Below are 14,903 nucleotides of genomic sequence, written 5' to 3'. Positions count from 1 at the left end.
GGGGCCGAGGGCGCTGTGCTCCCGAATAGCATGGAACCATGAGCATCCCTGAAGACCTGGTTCGTTTCACGGAATCGGCGCATGCCGTTCCCGAGGGGCTCCCGTTGGTCATCGGTCTCACCGGTTTCACTGACGCGGGCAGCACCATCGCCCAGGCCATCACCTATTTACACGACAATGAAACGTCGGACGACATCGCCATCTTCGACAACGACGCTCTTCTCGACTACCGTGCGCGCCGACCGATCATCCAGTTCGAGCATGATCACCTGACGAGCTATGAACCCGCGCGGCTCGCGCTCTCGCTCGCCTCCGATGAGCTGCATCGACCGTTCCTTCTTCTGACAGGCTATGAACCGGACTTTCGTTGGGAATCGTTCACAGCGACAGTTGTCGACATCATTGAACGGTTCCATGTGGCCCACACGACGTGGGTCCACGGCATCCCGATGCCTGTGCCGCACACGCGCCCCCTCGGGGCCACCGTAAGCGGCAATCGCGAAGATCTCGTCGACTCACTCTCTATCTGGCGCCCGACGACACAGCTTCCGGCTAATGTGCTTCATCTTCTCGAATACCGGCTGCAGCAGCGCGACCAGCCGGTCGCCGGATTCGCTCTCCTGGTGCCTCACTATCTGACCGAGACCGAGTACCCACCAGCAGCGTTGACCGCTCTTGAGCTGTACAGTGCCGCATCCGGCCTGGTCTTTCCCAGCGATGAGCTGCGCGAGGAGGGGCGGACGTTCGTGTCGCGGGTCGATGAACAGGTCGCCGAGAACGGTGAGCTTGGCAAGCTCGTGTCGTCCCTTGAGTCGCGATACGACACCTACATGGAGGGCACGGAGCAGCGTTCGCCGCTCACCATGGACGAAGGTGACCTGCCGTCCGCAGACGACATCGCGGCCGAGTTGGAACGCTATCTCGCCGCACGGCGTCCGGCGGACGGAGACTCCTCCGAACCCGATGCCTGACGCCCTGTAGCATCAGAGGAGTGAACTCCCGTCGCTCCTGGATCGTCTTCATCGTCGGAGTGGCGGCATACGTTGTCGCAATCCTGCAGCGCAGCACACTCGGGGTCTCGGGCGTTGCGGCTGTCGATCGCTTCGACATCACAGCATCCGCTCTCTCATCGCTCGCCGTCGTGCAACTCGTCGTCTATGCGGCGATGCAGATCCCGGTCGGCCTCCTGATCGACCGCTGGGGTCCCCGGCGGCTGCTCATCATCGGGCTCGTGCTGATCAGCGTCGGACAGGCTGTGCTGGCGATCGCACCGGACCTCGCGATCGCTGCTCTTGGCCGTGTTTGCGTCGGCATCGGGGACGCGGGCATCTTCGTATCGGTGCTTCGACTGGTGAACTACTGGTTCACCGGACCGATCGTCCCTTCACTCAGCCAATGGACAGGGAATATCGGGCAGATCGGTCAGCTGCTCTCGGCCCTGCCCTTCGCGCTCGTCCTTAATACCATCGGGTGGGAGAGCGCCTACCTGGCCGCTGCAGCCCTGGGTGTGCTGATGCTGATCGGCGTCATCATCTGCGTCTCCGATCGTCCGGTCGACGACAGTACGGGACCGGTACGTCGCACATGGGGGAGTTCTCTCGACATCCTCCTCGATTCGCTCAAACGCCCTGGAACGCGCCTTGGCTTCTGGGCGCACTTCATCACTCAGTCGAGCGGCACCGTGTTCTCGCTGCTCTGGGGATACCCATTCATGGTGTTCGCTCTCGGCATCCCGGAGTCGACAGCGGCAGCACTGTTGCTCGTGATCGTCTTCTCGGGAGTCGTTGTCGGCCCGATCCTTGGCATTCTCACGGCCCGCTTCCCCACGAGGCGGAGCAATCTCGTGCTTGGGATCGTGTCAGTGATGGGAATCACGTGGACGGTTTTTCTCGCGTGGCCCGGGCAGCCGCCGTTCTGGATGCTGGTGGTGCTGCTCGTCTCCCTGGGCGCCGGCGGACCCGGGTCTCTCATCGGTTTCGACTTCGCTCGCACCTTCAATCACAGCCGTGCCCTCGGCTCTGCCAACGGAATTGTCAACGTCGGTGGCTTTCTTGCGAGTTTCACAATGATGTTCGTCATCGGACTGGTGCTCGACGTCCTCAGCCCGGACCCGTCAGATGCTGCTCAGACGTACACGCTGTCGTCGTTCACGATTGCGTTCCTTGTGCAGTACGTGGTCATCGGGTTCGGCGTCGTCATGCTGTTTCAGGCTCGGCGCGCCACGCGCACTCGCCTCACCGAGGATGAGGGAATAAAAGTGGCCCCGTTATGGGTTGCACTTGTCAGATGGATGCGCCGGGGCCGCGCCTGAGAGAGGTGTGTCATCGCCTCGACAAATCCATGACATAATGAGAAACAGACCCATTGTGTCCCCCTGGTACGTGTTCCGATGCGCACTGCGGGACTTGACATGGGTCTTAGTACTGTCCGAAATCGATAAACGTCGGTGATTCCGCGCTGGGACAGGCGCGCCACGGACCGAAGGGGTGCTCGCATGGCAACCAAGCCTGCACAGAAAACGGACGCCACGACAGAGGCCGAGAAGAAGCCGAAGAAGACGGCGACGACGGCAACGTCCACCACAGCGAAAAAGAGCGCACAGGCCGCGTCGGCGAAGAAGACGACAGCAAAGCCTGCGACGCGCACGAAGAAGAAGGCGGCAGAGCCAGACGTCGAGTCGGTCGTCGATGAACCCGTCCTCGAGGAGCAGGCACCGAAGAAGAAGTCGACAGCGAAGGACGAGCCGCTGCCCAAGGGCGCCCTCGTTATGTCGCAGGGCGATGATGAAGACGAGATGCCGGTCTACTCGACCACGATCACGGGTGCGACGGCAGATCCCGTCAAGGACTACCTGAAGCAGATCGGCAAGGTTCCGCTGCTCAACGCCGCCGAAGAGGTCGAGCTGGCGATGCGCATCGAGGCTGGCTTGTTCGCCGAAGACAAACTCGGACAGATGACGGATGCTGAAAAGCGGCAGAAGCTCGGTCGTGAACTCCAGTGGGTCTCTCGTGACGGTCAGCGTGCGAAGAGTCACCTCCTGGGCGCAAACCTCCGACTCGTCGTCTCGCTAGCAAAGCGGTACACCGGTCGCGGCATGCAGTTTCTCGACCTCATTCAGGAGGGAAACCTCGGCCTGATCCGCGCTGTCGAGAAGTTCGACTACACAAAGGGCTTTAAGTTCTCGACGTACGCCACCTGGTGGATTCGTCAGGCGATCACACGCGCGATGGCCGACCAGGCTCGCACAATCCGCATTCCCGTGCACATGGTCGAGGTCATCAACAAGCTGGCGCGCGTTCAGCGGCAGATGCTGCAGGACCTCGGTCGGGAGCCGACTCCGGAAGAGCTCAGTAAGGAGCTCGACATGACGCCGGAGAAGGTCGTCGAGGTGCAGAAGTACGGTCGAGAACCCATCTCGTTGCACACTCCGCTTGGTGAGGACGGCGACAGTGAGTTCGGTGATCTGATTGAAGACACCGAGGCGGTCGTACCGGCGGATGCTGTCGGTTTCACCATGCTGCAGAAGCAGCTGGAGTCGCTGCTCGACTCGCTGTCGGAGCGCGAGGCCGGCGTGATCCGCATGCGATTCGGCCTGGGCGACGGTATGCCGAAGACGCTCGACCAGATCGGCGACACATTTGGTGTCACTCGGGAGCGCATCAGGCAGATAGAGTCGAAGACCATGGCGAAGCTGCGTCACCCGAGCCGCTCCCAGTCTCTCCGCGACTACCTCGAGTAATCTCAGATCACTCTGACGTTCTCGACGAAAGGCAGATCTATGGCCGTGGAGGCTAACGAGGGCAAGGCTCTCGAGACGACAGTCGATGGAACCACCTATCAGCGGATCCCCGTAAAGACTCGTCTCGTCGGCCCCGACGATGACATCGTCGATGTCGTGACGACGTTCGCGAAGGAGCATGTCCGCGACGGCGACATTCTCTTCGTGACCGAGAAGATCGTCGCGATCACGCAGGGCCGCGCCTATCCCGTGAGTTCGATTTCGGTCAGGCCGCTCGCGCGTTTTCTCTCAAAGTACGTCACGAAGACGTCATACGGCATCGGGCTCGGCATGCCCGAGACCATGGAGATGGCGTTCCGCGAGTGCGGGACGGTGCGCATCCTGTTCGCGTCAGCCGTGTCTGTCGTGTCGAAGGTCATCGGGCGGTCCGGCGATTTCTACCGCATTGCTGGCGAGAAGGCTCGCGCGATCGATGGCCCGACGCGCCACACGATCCCGCCGTACAATTCGCAGGTCGTTCTCGGCCCTGAACGTCCTGATGAGGTGGCGAGCGAGTTGAAGTCCGCACTCGGCGGCGCGGTCGACGTCATGATCGTCGACATCAACGACCTCGGGGGCAACATCCTGGGCAATACCCGCGGGCACGCTCAGAACGAGCACATGGTGCGCGTTCTGAAGGACAATCCGCTCGGGCAGCAGCACCAGAGCACGCCGATCGGCATCATTCGCGCGCTGTCCTGACGTCGGTTCGTGCCGGCCGACCGCGGCATTATGCGTGCGCCACCCGGACGTACGTGCTGCCCGCGTGAGGAAATTCCGGTGCGCGACACACCGCAAAAACACCGTCATCGCGCCCAACCGGTGCGGGCAAACGGGTCAAAACCCGATAATGCTCTGGTAGCGGGGCCGACTTCCCGTGCGAATGCCGGTAACGCTCGGCTTGTTCTCGTACACGCCGGCTGCCCAGTTTCCCTCGACGAGAACGGGCCCGTCTTCGCTCATCACGATGTCCCACCCGATGTACTTCATATCCGGGACGACACGCGCCACATCATCGAAGAAGGGCTGAATGGTTTCGACAAGCGGCAGGGTGAAGTCGGGGATGGAGACTCCCGATTCCGGGTGGGTCGCGTGCACGTTGTTGTGCGAGTCGTACCCGCGCCCCATCGACTTCCCGTCGAGGCTCAGCATGGTGTAGAAACCACCGAACGTCTGCTGGTCGCTGGCCTGACCGCGCCCGAATTTCTGAGCCATCGAGAGGATGTGCGTCTTCTCGCCGTCGAAGAATGTTGTCACGCGGGTCGTGTTTGCCGTTCCCGGGCAGACCTCGGCGAGCACCGGATGCTGGTCGATGACCTCTTCGAGCAGGAACTCTCCGTTGTCGAGCAACTGCGTCCGAAAATCGTCCCAATCTTGCACGTCATCGGCGCTGTGACGGTGCACACCGTGCCCCGCGCTGCTGAACGGGACCTTGCCGATCACCGTTCCTGCCCGTTCCACGAACGCGCGTACGTCGTCGACGGAAGCCTCTCTCACATCGAGCCACTGCCTCTTCAGAAATGCATCGAATACCTTGTTGAATTCGATTTTGTCGTGAAAGATTCCCCGACTCGCGACGGCATCGTGCTCCATCGCTATGTGGTTGGAGATCGAGTGCGTCATGAATGTCTCGCGCTCGGGTCGGCTGAGGATCGCATAGTCCCAGTCCACGTAATCCTGGAATGCGGTGTCGCGGAACGCCGCCGACCACAGCATGTCGACGATGATGATGGGAAGTGCCTTGTGATGCTGAGAGGACACCTCCCGCGCTCGTTCGATGAGCGACGCGATGTCGATGCGACGAGCCCGGTTCTTGATGTAGTCAAGGCGGATCTTGAGGCGATTGGCCTTCGGCATGCTGCGGAGCACTCCCATCGTCGGATGTCAGGAACACCCAATTATAGGGAGGTGTCGCCTGTGCGCTGTCTTCGGCGCTCCGGGATAGACTGTCGTGGCGGAATCGTACGGGGGAGGAAAGTGAGCGCATTGCTGGCGGGAACCGGCGCAGCGGGCCAACGGACCCTGCACCTCTCCGATGCCCAGCGATCGCGCGCTGTCAACGCACGTCTCGGTAACGAGGCCGCCGCTGCAGCCTTCGATGAGGCGCTTTCCGTCGACCCCGTGAGATTATGCGTCGAGGTTCTCTCGACCAAGGCTGTCGGTGCGGGCTCCGGTGTGTCGTACGGGCACACATATGTCACCGATCGTCCCACCGTCCTCGCACGTGTCGCAATCGGCTACGGTCACGGTCTCCCGCGGAAAGCCGGAAACCGTGTCACTGTCAGCTGGACAGACGATGGCGGCACGACGCGACTTCCGATTGTCGGCCGGGTCGCCATGGATGAGTTTGTCGTGGATGCCGGTGAGACCCCGGTTCATGCGGGCGCGGCCATCTGCGTGTTCGGCGATGCCGCCCGCGGCGAGGTCTCGCTCACCGACTGGGCAGAAGCCATCGGAGAGTCACCGGTCGCGATCGTCACGTGCCTTGATCGCCGAGTCGCGGGGAGCATCGGCATATGACCCCCCAACATCCAGCGCGCGCGGTGATCTCGCGCAGCGCACTCATCAACAATGCGCAGAGAGTCGCTGCGCGGGTCGCGCCAGCCCGGCTTGCCATCGTGGTCAAGGACGACGCGTACGCCCATGGGCTTCGCCCTGTCGTCTCCACGCTCAGCGACGCCGGTTTCGCACACTTTGGGGCCCTGGATCTCGAGACGGCGCTGACCGTCCGAGACATCGCCGCTGACGCCTTCATCTTTACGTGGGTGTTTGGTGAGACTGACGACATTGAGGCCGCACTGGCGGCGCGACTGGATCTAGGGGTCTCATATCCGCAGATTCTCGAGCGCGTTGCCGCAGCCGCCGCCCGCCTGGGCACGACAGCACGCGTGCACCTCAAGATCGATACAGGGCTGCACCGAGCTGGCGTCATCGCCGATGCCTGGCCGACCTTCGTGAACCGCGCGGCCACGCTCCAGAGGGACGGATCGATCGAGGTCGTGGGCGTCTGGACGCACATTGCAGAAGCCTCGGACGATGCTGACACGGCGGCGATACAAAGATTTGAGCGGGCAATCGAACAGGTGCGCTCGGCCGGGCTCTGCCCTCAGTGGCGTCATCTCGCCGCCAGCGCGGCGTCGTTCGAGCGCACCGACGCACGGTTCGACCTCGTCCGGGTCGGGGCATTCGTGTATGGAATCGCGCCCGGCGACGGCATCGGACCGGAACAGCTGGGCCTCACACCGGCGCTGACGCTGTCTACAACGGTCTCCGACGTCACGACCCGTGCCAGGAGCGTCATTGCCCGCATCCCTCTCGGCCAGGTCCACGGGCTCTATTCGGACGCCGAGCACCACGTGGATGTCGCTATTCGTGGCCAGAGGCACCCGGTGATTGCCGTGGGACGGACGGCGACGGACATCGACGTCGGCCAGGCGAATGTCACCGTCGGTGACGACGTCTACCTCTTCGGCAATGGCGCCCACGGCGAAGCGAGCCTGCAAGTCTGGGCCGACGCGATGGATTCCATCGGAGAAGAGATCGTCATCCGCCTTGCCCGACCTGCCGAGCACATCTACGTCGACTGATAGCGCGTTAACGACGGCACGGGCAGATGCCGAAGCATCCGCCCGTGCCGTTGTAGCGCGTCAGGCGCGAGTGTCTTCGAGGAGACGATCTGACTCGTCGTGCCAGCTCTCGGCCACAGCCATGAGCTTCTCCTCGTACTTCTTTCCGTGATGTGCGCAGAACAGCAGCTCGCCGTTCGATACGACAGCGCGGATGTACGCTTGCGCGCCGCAGCTATCGCATCGATCCGCCGCGGTCAGCTGGGGCTGGACCGCGTCGACAGTGTGTGTACCGGTGTTCGACATGAGCTCCTCCTGACCTCACGGAGCGCCTTGTGCACCCCTCGTGCTCCTATGTAACCACGACCCGCCTGAATAGCTTCCTCATGTGCGGCGAGTTCGCTCACCGCGTAGCATCGGCGCTCGGCCTGCGCAGGAGGGGTGTCGATCACCGGGAGAGGGCACCGGGCGAACTACTGTTGAGTGTGTGAGTTCTGACTATTCTGCCCGCCATCTCTCCGTCCTCGAGGGCCTGGAGGCTGTGCGCAAGCGTCCCGGAATGTACATCGGCTCCAACGGGTCCCGCGGCCTCATGCACTGTCTCTGGGAAGTGATCGACAACGCAGTCGACGAGTCCCTTGCCGGGCACGGCGACCACATCGAGATCAGGCTGCGCGAAGACGACAGCGTCGAGGTCATTGACCACGCCCGCGGCATCCCGATTGATATCGAGCCGAAGACCGGTCTGACCGGTATCGAGGTGGTGTTCACCAAGCTGCATGCGGGCGGCAAGTTCGGCACCGGATCGTATGCCTCCTCCGGAGGCCTGCACGGCGTCGGCGCTTCCGTCGTCAACGCACTGTCTGAACGTCTCGACGTCGAAGTCGACAGAGACGGAAAGACCTGGGCAATGTCATTCCACCGCGGCGAGCCCGGCGTCTTCGACGACAACGGAGGCGAACCGAGCCCGGAAGCTCCCTTCACGCCGTTCAAAAAGAAGAGTGAGCTGCGCGTCGTCGGCCGGGTGAAGAAGGGCGTGACCGGATCGCGCGTCCGCTACTGGGCCGACCGTCAGATCTTCGAAAAGGGCGCGACGTTCAACGTCGACGACCTTCAGAGCCGCGCACGCCAGACGGCATTCCTCGTTCCCGGCCTGACAATCCGCATCGACGACGAGCGGGCAGGCGCTGCGCCGCAAGACGCCGTGACGAGCGAATACCGCTTTGACGGCGGAATCTCAGAGTTTGTCGAGTACCTAGCCCCGGACGCTGCGCTGACAGACATCTGGCGGGTGACCGGATCCGGAACATTCACCGAGACCGTTCCCACGCTACAGGCCGATGGTTCGATGGTCTCGACCGAACTCGATCGCACCTGCGAGGTCGACATCGCGCTTCGCTGGGGGACCGGGTACGACACCACTGTGCGATCGTTCGTGAACATCATTGCGACGCCCAAAGGCGGCACTCACCATTCAGGGTTCGAACAAGGTCTTCTCAAGGTGCTGCGTCGGGAAGTCGAGCGCAATGCGCGCCGACTCAAGGCGGGCAACGACAAAGTCGAGAAAGACGATGTGCTCGCCGGCTTGACGGCCGTGCTCAACGTCAGACTTCCCGAGCCGCAGTTCGAAGGGCAGACCAAAGAGGTCCTCGGCACTCCCGCGGCCCGGACGATCGTGTCGAAGGTGCTGACCGACGCGCTGACGGCCAAGTTCTCGTCGTCAAAGCGTGACGATAAGAACCAGAGTTCTGTCGTCCTCGACAAGGTTGTCGCCGAGATGAAGTCACGGATCTCCGCGCGAGCGCACAAAGAGACGCAGCGCCGTAAGAATGCCCTCGAGAACTCGACGCTCCCCGCCAAACTCGTCGACTGTCGTTCGAACGACGTGGCGCAAAGCGAGCTGTTCATCGTCGAGGGAGACTCGGCGCTCGGCACGGCCAAGCTGGCACGCGACAGCAGCTACCAGGCACTGCTTCCCATTCGAGGCAAGATCCTCAACGTGCAGAAGGCATCGGTCAGCGACATGCTGTCGAATGCGGAGTGCGCGGCGATCATCCAGGTGATCGGGGCCGGTTCGGGGCGCACATTCGATCTCGACAGTTCGCGCTACGGCAAGGTCATCTTCATGAGCGACGCCGACGTCGATGGTGCTCACATCCGGATGCTCCTGCTGACGCTCTTCTTCCGGTACATGCGACCGCTCGTCGAGGCAGGCCGAGTATACGCTGCCGTGCCACCTTTGCATCGTGTGGTGGCCGTCAATGGCGGTTCGAAGCCGAACGACGTCATGTATACCTATTCCGAGCAAGAGCTGCACGGTGTGCTCAAGGGCCTCGAGCGCAGCAAAAAGAAGTACAAGGAGCCGATTCAGCGGTACAAGGGACTCGGCGAGATGGACGCCGACCAGCTGGCAGAAACCACGATGGACCGCAGGCACCGCACTCTGAGACGGGTGCGCATTGAGGACGCCGAGGCTGCGGATGCCGTCTTCGAGCTGCTGATGGGCAACGATGTCCCGCCGCGCAAGGAGTTCATCATCGCCAATTCGGACAGCCTCAGCCAGGAACGCATCGATGTCTGACCGGCGTCCATAGCCGGTCGGCATTGCCCAGCGTCGTCGCCCGTCCTCAGATGTGGTGGCCCAGCGCGGCAACGGCCCCTTCGAGCGGTTCTCCCGAGCCGTCCCGCTTCGCGCCCGCCGCAGGGAGCACCCGAGGCGTGCCGTCCGAGGCGACGGCGAAGACGGGAGCGGGGCCCACCCAGGCCACCGACAGTCTGTCCTCGCCCTTCAACAGGCGCTGAGCCCGCACTCCGCCCGTTGCACGCCCCTTGACGGGGAAGTCACTGAGATACGACACTTTCGCCGACCCTGGGTCGGTGCCGTCGAGCATCTGTGTGTTGACGGCGACCGTAGCGACCACATGACGTCCGGCCGTCGCGCCGGCGACCCCGAAGAATACCGCGTCGGCGCCGGTCGTCAGTTTGATGCCCGCCATTCCGGATGCTGTGCGGCCCTGTGGCCTCACGGCGGATGCCGCATAGGTCAACAGCTGAGTGTCACTCGACACGAAGACGAGCTGATCGTCGTCATCTGCGAGTGCGGCGCCCACCAGCGTGTCGTGATCTTTCAGGGTGATCACGTCGAAGTCTGGCTTGTTCGGCCACGATCCCATCTGCAATCGCTTCACCGTGCCCTGTGCTGTTCCAAGCGCGAGGGTGCGGGTCTCATCGAGAGAGATAATGGCAAGGACCCGTTCTGTGCGATTGCCGAGTGCGAGGTAGTCGCCGATACGCACACCCGCGCGCAGCTGGATGCTGGATGCGGGAACGGACGGAAGATCGACAGGTGTGAAGCGGACGAGGCGTCCTGTGCTCGTCACAGCACCGAGTTCGCTGCGCGTCGTCGTGTCGATGAACGTCAGGATCGCATCGTGTTTGCTGCGTCGGGTCGGATGCGCGATTTCGGCGCCGTCTCCCAGATCCACGCGAACTGCGCGGCCCGTTGCACCGAGATACACGCGGCAGGGGGAGTCCTGAATCTCGAGGACCGGGGCTGATTTCTTGCCTCGACCCGCGGTGGCGATGCTGGGCTTCGCCTCAGTCAGAAGCGTGCGGCGCGGAGTGCCGAATTTCTCTGCCGCCTCATCCAGCTCGGACGAGACAAGAGCCTTCAGGAGCGTGTCAGAGCCCAGCAGCTCCTCGAGAGAGGCAATCTCCTTCTTCAGCTCATCGAGTTCGGCCTCCAGCTCGATGCGCGAGAACTTCGTGAGGCGACGGAGCCGCAGCTCGAGTATGTACTCCGATTGCACCTGGCTGAGATCGAAGACGTCCATCAGTCGCGTCCGGGCCTGCTCGCTGTCGTCGCTCGTGCGGATCACCTGGATGACCTCGTCGATGTCCAGAATGGCGATGAGCAGCCCCTCGACGAGGTGCAGTCGTTCCTGGCGGCGGGCGAGGCGATACCGTGAGCGTCGGGTCACGACCTCCAGCCGGTGATCGATGTACACCGAAAGCAGCTCTTTCAAACCCAGCGTCTGCGGCCCGCCATTGACGAGAGCGACGCTGTTGATGCTGAAGGAGTTTTCCAGGGGTGTGTGGCGATAGAGCTGCTCGAGGACGGCTTCCGGGCTGAAGCCGGTCTTGAGCCCGATGACGAGGCGGAGTCCGTGGGCACGATCGGTGAGGTCGGTGACGTCTGAGATGCCACTGAGCTTCTTCGATTGCACGCCGGATTTGATCTTCTCGATCACTTTTTCCGGGCCGACCAGGTAAGGCAGCTCTGTGACGACGAGACCTGTTTTGCGTGCCGTGATGGGTTCGATCGAGACACGAGCTCGGGTTTTGAACGCGCCGCGGCCCGTTGCATAGGCGTCTTTGATGCCGTCAAGACCGACAATTGTTCCGCCCGAGGGCAGATCGGGCCCGGGCACAAACTCCATCAGGTCCTCGAGCGTGGCATCGGGGTTGTCGATGAGGTGTCGCGCGGCGCCCACTACCTCGATGAGGTTGTGGGGAGACATGTTTGTCGCCATGCCGACGGCGATTCCCGTGGTGCCATTGACGAGCAGATTCGGGAACGCTGCAGGAAGAACTGCTGGCTGCTGGAACTGGTTGTCATAGTTGGGCACGAAATCGACGACGTCTTCGTCGAGGTTCTCGGCAAGGGCGAGAGCCGCGGCATCGAGTCGCGCCTCGGTGTACCGCTGTGCTGCGGGGCCATCGTCGAGGGAGCCGAAGTTCCCGTGGCCATCGATGAGCGGCAGACGCATCGTCCACGGCTGTGCAAGGCGGACGAGGGCATCGTAGATCGCCGAGTCGCCGTGGGGGTGGAGCTTTCCCATCACCTCGCCAACGACACGCGCCGACTTCACATGACCACGGTCGGGGCGGAGCCCCATCTGCGCCATCTGATAGATGATGCGCCGCTGAACGGGCTTCAGCCCATCGCGTGCATCGGGTAGGGCGCGGGAATAGATGACCGAGTAGGCGTATTCGAGAAATGACCCCTGCATCTCGGATGCGACGTCGATGTCTTCGACACGTTCGGCGATCTGTTCAGGGGGAGTAGGTTCTTTCGAGCGGGCCATTCGGGTATGTGGGATCTCTCTGGTGTGCTGACGGCCCTGTCTCACACGGGTGTGGAAGACTGGCCACGATGACGACAATGCTACCGATAGAAGGCTCGCAATCCCGGAGCCTTGCCGTACTCGCCGGGGAATTTCTCACGACGATGCGCGGCCAGCACGGGGCCCTGGGGCTGACCCCGGTGACGAGCACGATCGTCGTCGTTGTCGATGGCCTGGGCAGTGCCAACCTCGCGGAACGTGCCGGGCATGCACGGTTCCTCGCCTCCCACCGCGGGCGCTCCTTACGGGCGCCCGTTCCGTCGACGACCGCGGCATCGCTTCCGACAATCCTCACGGGGAAGCTGCCCGGCGAACACGGGATGCTCGGGTATCGCATCCGTGACCCTGAGAATCATCGCCTTGTCAACCAGCTCAAGGGCTGGGACGAGCTTTCATCTCCCGATACCTGGCAGCGCTCCAGGACCCTCTTCGAGACGATGACTGACGCCGGTGCGGGAGCCGTTGCGGTCGGTCCGCGGGCATTCGATGGCTCGGGATTCACACGCGCCGTGCTGCGCGGGTCACGGTATGTGTCCGCAGCCACCATCGCCGATCGTGTGGATGCTGCGGCCGCGATCGTTCGCGACAAGCATCCTCGCTTCATCTACCTGTACCTGCCGGAGTTGGATAAGATCGCGCACAAGCACGGGTGGCGCAGCGATCGCTGGGTGGCCTCCCTCGAGACTATTGACTCTGAGATCACACGGCTTCACGGCATCGTGGACTCCGCACGCACGGGGATTCTCGTCACCGCAGACCACGGGATCGTCGATGTGCCTCACCAGAACCAGATTCTGTACGACTCCGATCCCAGACTTCTCGAGGGCGTGGAGGCGGTTGGGGGAGAGCCACGGTTTCTGCAGCTGTACATCGATGACGCTGCTCGCGCGAGCGAGATCGCGGAGCGCTGGCGGCACAGCCTCGGTGACGCTGCCGTCGTTGCGACGCGGGATGAGGCTGTGAATGCCGGCTGGTACGGTTCCGTAGATCCCGCCGTGCACGCCCGCATCGGGGATGTGCTCGTTACGGCACGCACGCGCGTAGCATTCTATGACGGCACACCGGCCTCAGCATCGTCACGGAGAATGATCGGGCAACACGGGTCGCTCTCCGACGACGAACGCAGCGTCCCCTTCATTCGTCTCGGAGCGTGGTCGTAGGCTCGCTATTCGTCAGAGTCGGAGCGTGCCCCGAAGACGATCTCGTCCCACGAGGGCATCGCAGCACGACCGCGCTTGGCCTTCGCGGATGAGCGCTTCTCCTCGGCTGAGTCTTCTGGCGCAGCATCCGATGTTTCGTGCGACGCAAGCGCGCCAAAGTCGAGGGGTGTGTTCACCTCGTCGTCGCGGGTCGTCTCAGCCTCGATGCCGTCACTAGCCGGTGCTGACTCCCGCTGCCCGCGACGTTTGCGCAAAGCTTCGAGAAGATCGGCGGTCTGATTCGACGTTCCAGACTCTGCAGACGCGGAGCCCCGGTTGATCGCGGCGTGGGACGCCGCGGATGGATGCCGCGGCGAGAGCGCCGCCGGTTCGAGCACAGCGATCGTTCGAGAATCTTCCCCGTCGTTCTGCGTGAAGCGGAATGCACCGCTGTCGAAGCGCGAATCGTCCGTCTCCGGAGCCTCACGCGTTGGCGGCGCGTCGCTTTCGACGGCACGGAGCCGCGGGATCATGCCGTGAGGAAGCTCGCCCTGCTGTGACAGGGTGATTGCCTCCTGGTTGAGTGGTGCCAGCGTGTGCTTCTTCGGCTCGTAGCTCCAGCGGGCGTCGTGATCGATTGTCGCTGCTGTGAACGACAGCTTCACGACCCAACCGTCGGCCGGGTCCTTCCAGCTCGTCCACCGTTCTCCTGACGCCTCGAGCCCTTCAAGCCGAGCGGCGATCGCTGCACCGAAAGTCGGTTCGTCGTCTCCGGCGATCTCCATCGCAGACAACACAGGAACACTCAATGCCGACCCGACGATGTGCTCGCGCTCCGCGAGAACTGGCCCTTCGAAGCGTTGGACATATTCCGGGCTTGCGCCGGTGAGGTCGGCGACTTCCTCGGCCGAGAGTCCTGAGCGGATGTGTGCTTGGACTTCGCGCGGACTGAGCCGACGCTCCTCGGCGTGGGCTTCCTTCGGCGGCCTCAGATGCGAGAGCAGGACTTCGTTGATGACGATGCGGAAACGTTGCCCCTGCTCCGTGGCAGCGACGAGGGCTCCGTCCTCGACCCCGATTACCTTCAGATCTTGCATGAGCGAAACGCCTTTCCGGCTGGCAACTTCTTGACCGCCATCGTCACACGGATTACCCGGAAATCGCGGGAATAACGCGGGCGTGCCGTGAGTTGGATCTGACACGCAGTCCCGACCACCCGATATCTGCCGTCGCGGACCGCGGAAAGCGGTTTGCTCTTTGCGATCCGATGGTGCAAACTGTGGCCGCCGATTTT

Annotated in this window: 12 protein-coding genes; 8 read left to right on the top strand and 4 right to left on the bottom strand. The window is 62.9% G+C overall.

The features are described from left to right. Positions 1-38: 38 nt before the first annotated feature. The 4 genes from OK352_RS15225 to OK352_RS15210 all read left to right on the top strand — a co-directional run bounded on the left by OK352_RS15225 (position 39) and on the right by OK352_RS15210 (position 4,480). Positions 39-971 (top strand): proteasome assembly chaperone family protein, encoded by a 933-nt coding sequence (locus OK352_RS15225; RefSeq protein ID WP_265142356.1) that lies wholly within the window; start codon positions 39-41, stop codon positions 969-971. Between the two features lie 20 nt (positions 972-991). Next, positions 992-2,311, top strand: a complete 1,320-nt coding sequence (locus OK352_RS15220; protein WP_265142355.1) for an MFS transporter — start codon at positions 992-994, stop codon at positions 2,309-2,311. Between the two features lie 183 nt (positions 2,312-2,494). Then, positions 2,495-3,739 carry an RNA polymerase sigma factor gene (locus tag OK352_RS15215; RefSeq protein ID WP_265142354.1) on the top strand — a complete coding sequence of 415 codons (1,245 nt, stop codon included), beginning with the start codon at positions 2,495-2,497 and terminating at the stop codon, positions 3,737-3,739. Positions 3,740-3,778: 39 nt separating this feature from the next. After that, a complete protein-coding gene (locus OK352_RS15210; protein ID WP_265142353.1) occupies positions 3,779-4,480 on the top strand; it encodes a coenzyme F420-0:L-glutamate ligase in 702 nt (233 codons plus the stop codon). Positions 4,481-4,615: 135 nt separating this feature from the next. Here OK352_RS15210 and OK352_RS15205 read toward each other — a convergent pair whose 3' ends face one another. Next, positions 4,616-5,635, bottom strand: a complete 1,020-nt coding sequence (locus OK352_RS15205) for a sugar-transfer associated ATP-grasp domain-containing protein (RefSeq protein WP_265142352.1) — start codon at positions 5,633-5,635, stop codon at positions 4,616-4,618. Between the two features lie 120 nt (positions 5,636-5,755). On the opposite strand from OK352_RS15205, the gene OK352_RS15200 reads away from it, so the two are divergent. Continuing rightward, complete coding sequence (locus OK352_RS15200) at positions 5,756-6,298, top strand: alanine racemase C-terminal domain-containing protein (protein WP_265142351.1); 543 nt, start codon at positions 5,756-5,758, stop codon at positions 6,296-6,298. Further along, entirely contained in the window at positions 6,295-7,365 is a 1,071-nt protein-coding gene (locus OK352_RS15195; RefSeq protein ID WP_265142350.1) for an alanine racemase, read from the top strand. The genes OK352_RS15200 and OK352_RS15195 overlap by 4 nt, the downstream gene beginning before the upstream one ends. 60 nt (positions 7,366-7,425) lie before the next feature. Here the strand turns inward: OK352_RS15195 and OK352_RS15190 are convergent, their stop codons facing one another. Beyond that, positions 7,426-7,650, bottom strand: coding sequence for a DUF7455 domain-containing protein (locus OK352_RS15190; RefSeq protein ID WP_265142349.1), 225 nt, complete (start codon positions 7,648-7,650; stop codon positions 7,426-7,428). A 181-nt stretch (positions 7,651-7,831) separates the two neighbouring features. Between OK352_RS15190 and OK352_RS15185 the strand changes: the two genes are divergently transcribed. Next, positions 7,832-9,925 carry a DNA gyrase/topoisomerase IV subunit B gene (locus OK352_RS15185; RefSeq protein ID WP_265142348.1) on the top strand — a complete coding sequence of 698 codons (2,094 nt, stop codon included), beginning with the start codon at positions 7,832-7,834 and terminating at the stop codon, positions 9,923-9,925. Positions 9,926-9,971: 46 nt separating this feature from the next. Here OK352_RS15185 and OK352_RS15180 read toward each other — a convergent pair whose 3' ends face one another. Then, the gene (locus tag OK352_RS15180; protein WP_265142347.1) at positions 9,972-12,431 is read right to left on the bottom strand and encodes a DNA gyrase/topoisomerase IV subunit A; all 2,460 of its coding nucleotides are present in this window, start codon (positions 12,429-12,431) and stop codon (positions 9,972-9,974) included. A 68-nt stretch (positions 12,432-12,499) separates the two neighbouring features. Between OK352_RS15180 and OK352_RS15175 the strand changes: the two genes are divergently transcribed. Next, entirely contained in the window at positions 12,500-13,630 is a 1,131-nt protein-coding gene (locus OK352_RS15175; protein ID WP_265142346.1) for an alkaline phosphatase family protein, read from the top strand. Positions 13,631-13,635: 5 nt separating this feature from the next. Here the strand turns inward: OK352_RS15175 and sepH are convergent, their stop codons facing one another. Continuing rightward, positions 13,636-14,706: a septation protein SepH gene (gene sepH / locus OK352_RS15170; RefSeq protein WP_265142345.1), complete on the bottom strand. Its 1,071-nt coding sequence runs from the start codon at positions 14,704-14,706 to the stop codon at positions 13,636-13,638. Positions 14,707-14,903: the final 197 nt, after the last annotated feature.

The organism is Microbacterium sp. MPKO10, from assembly GCF_026107415.2.
In the GTDB taxonomy this organism is placed as follows: domain Bacteria; phylum Actinomycetota; class Actinomycetes; order Actinomycetales; family Microbacteriaceae; genus Paramicrobacterium.
This window is presented reverse-complemented; position numbering and strand designations above follow the sequence as displayed.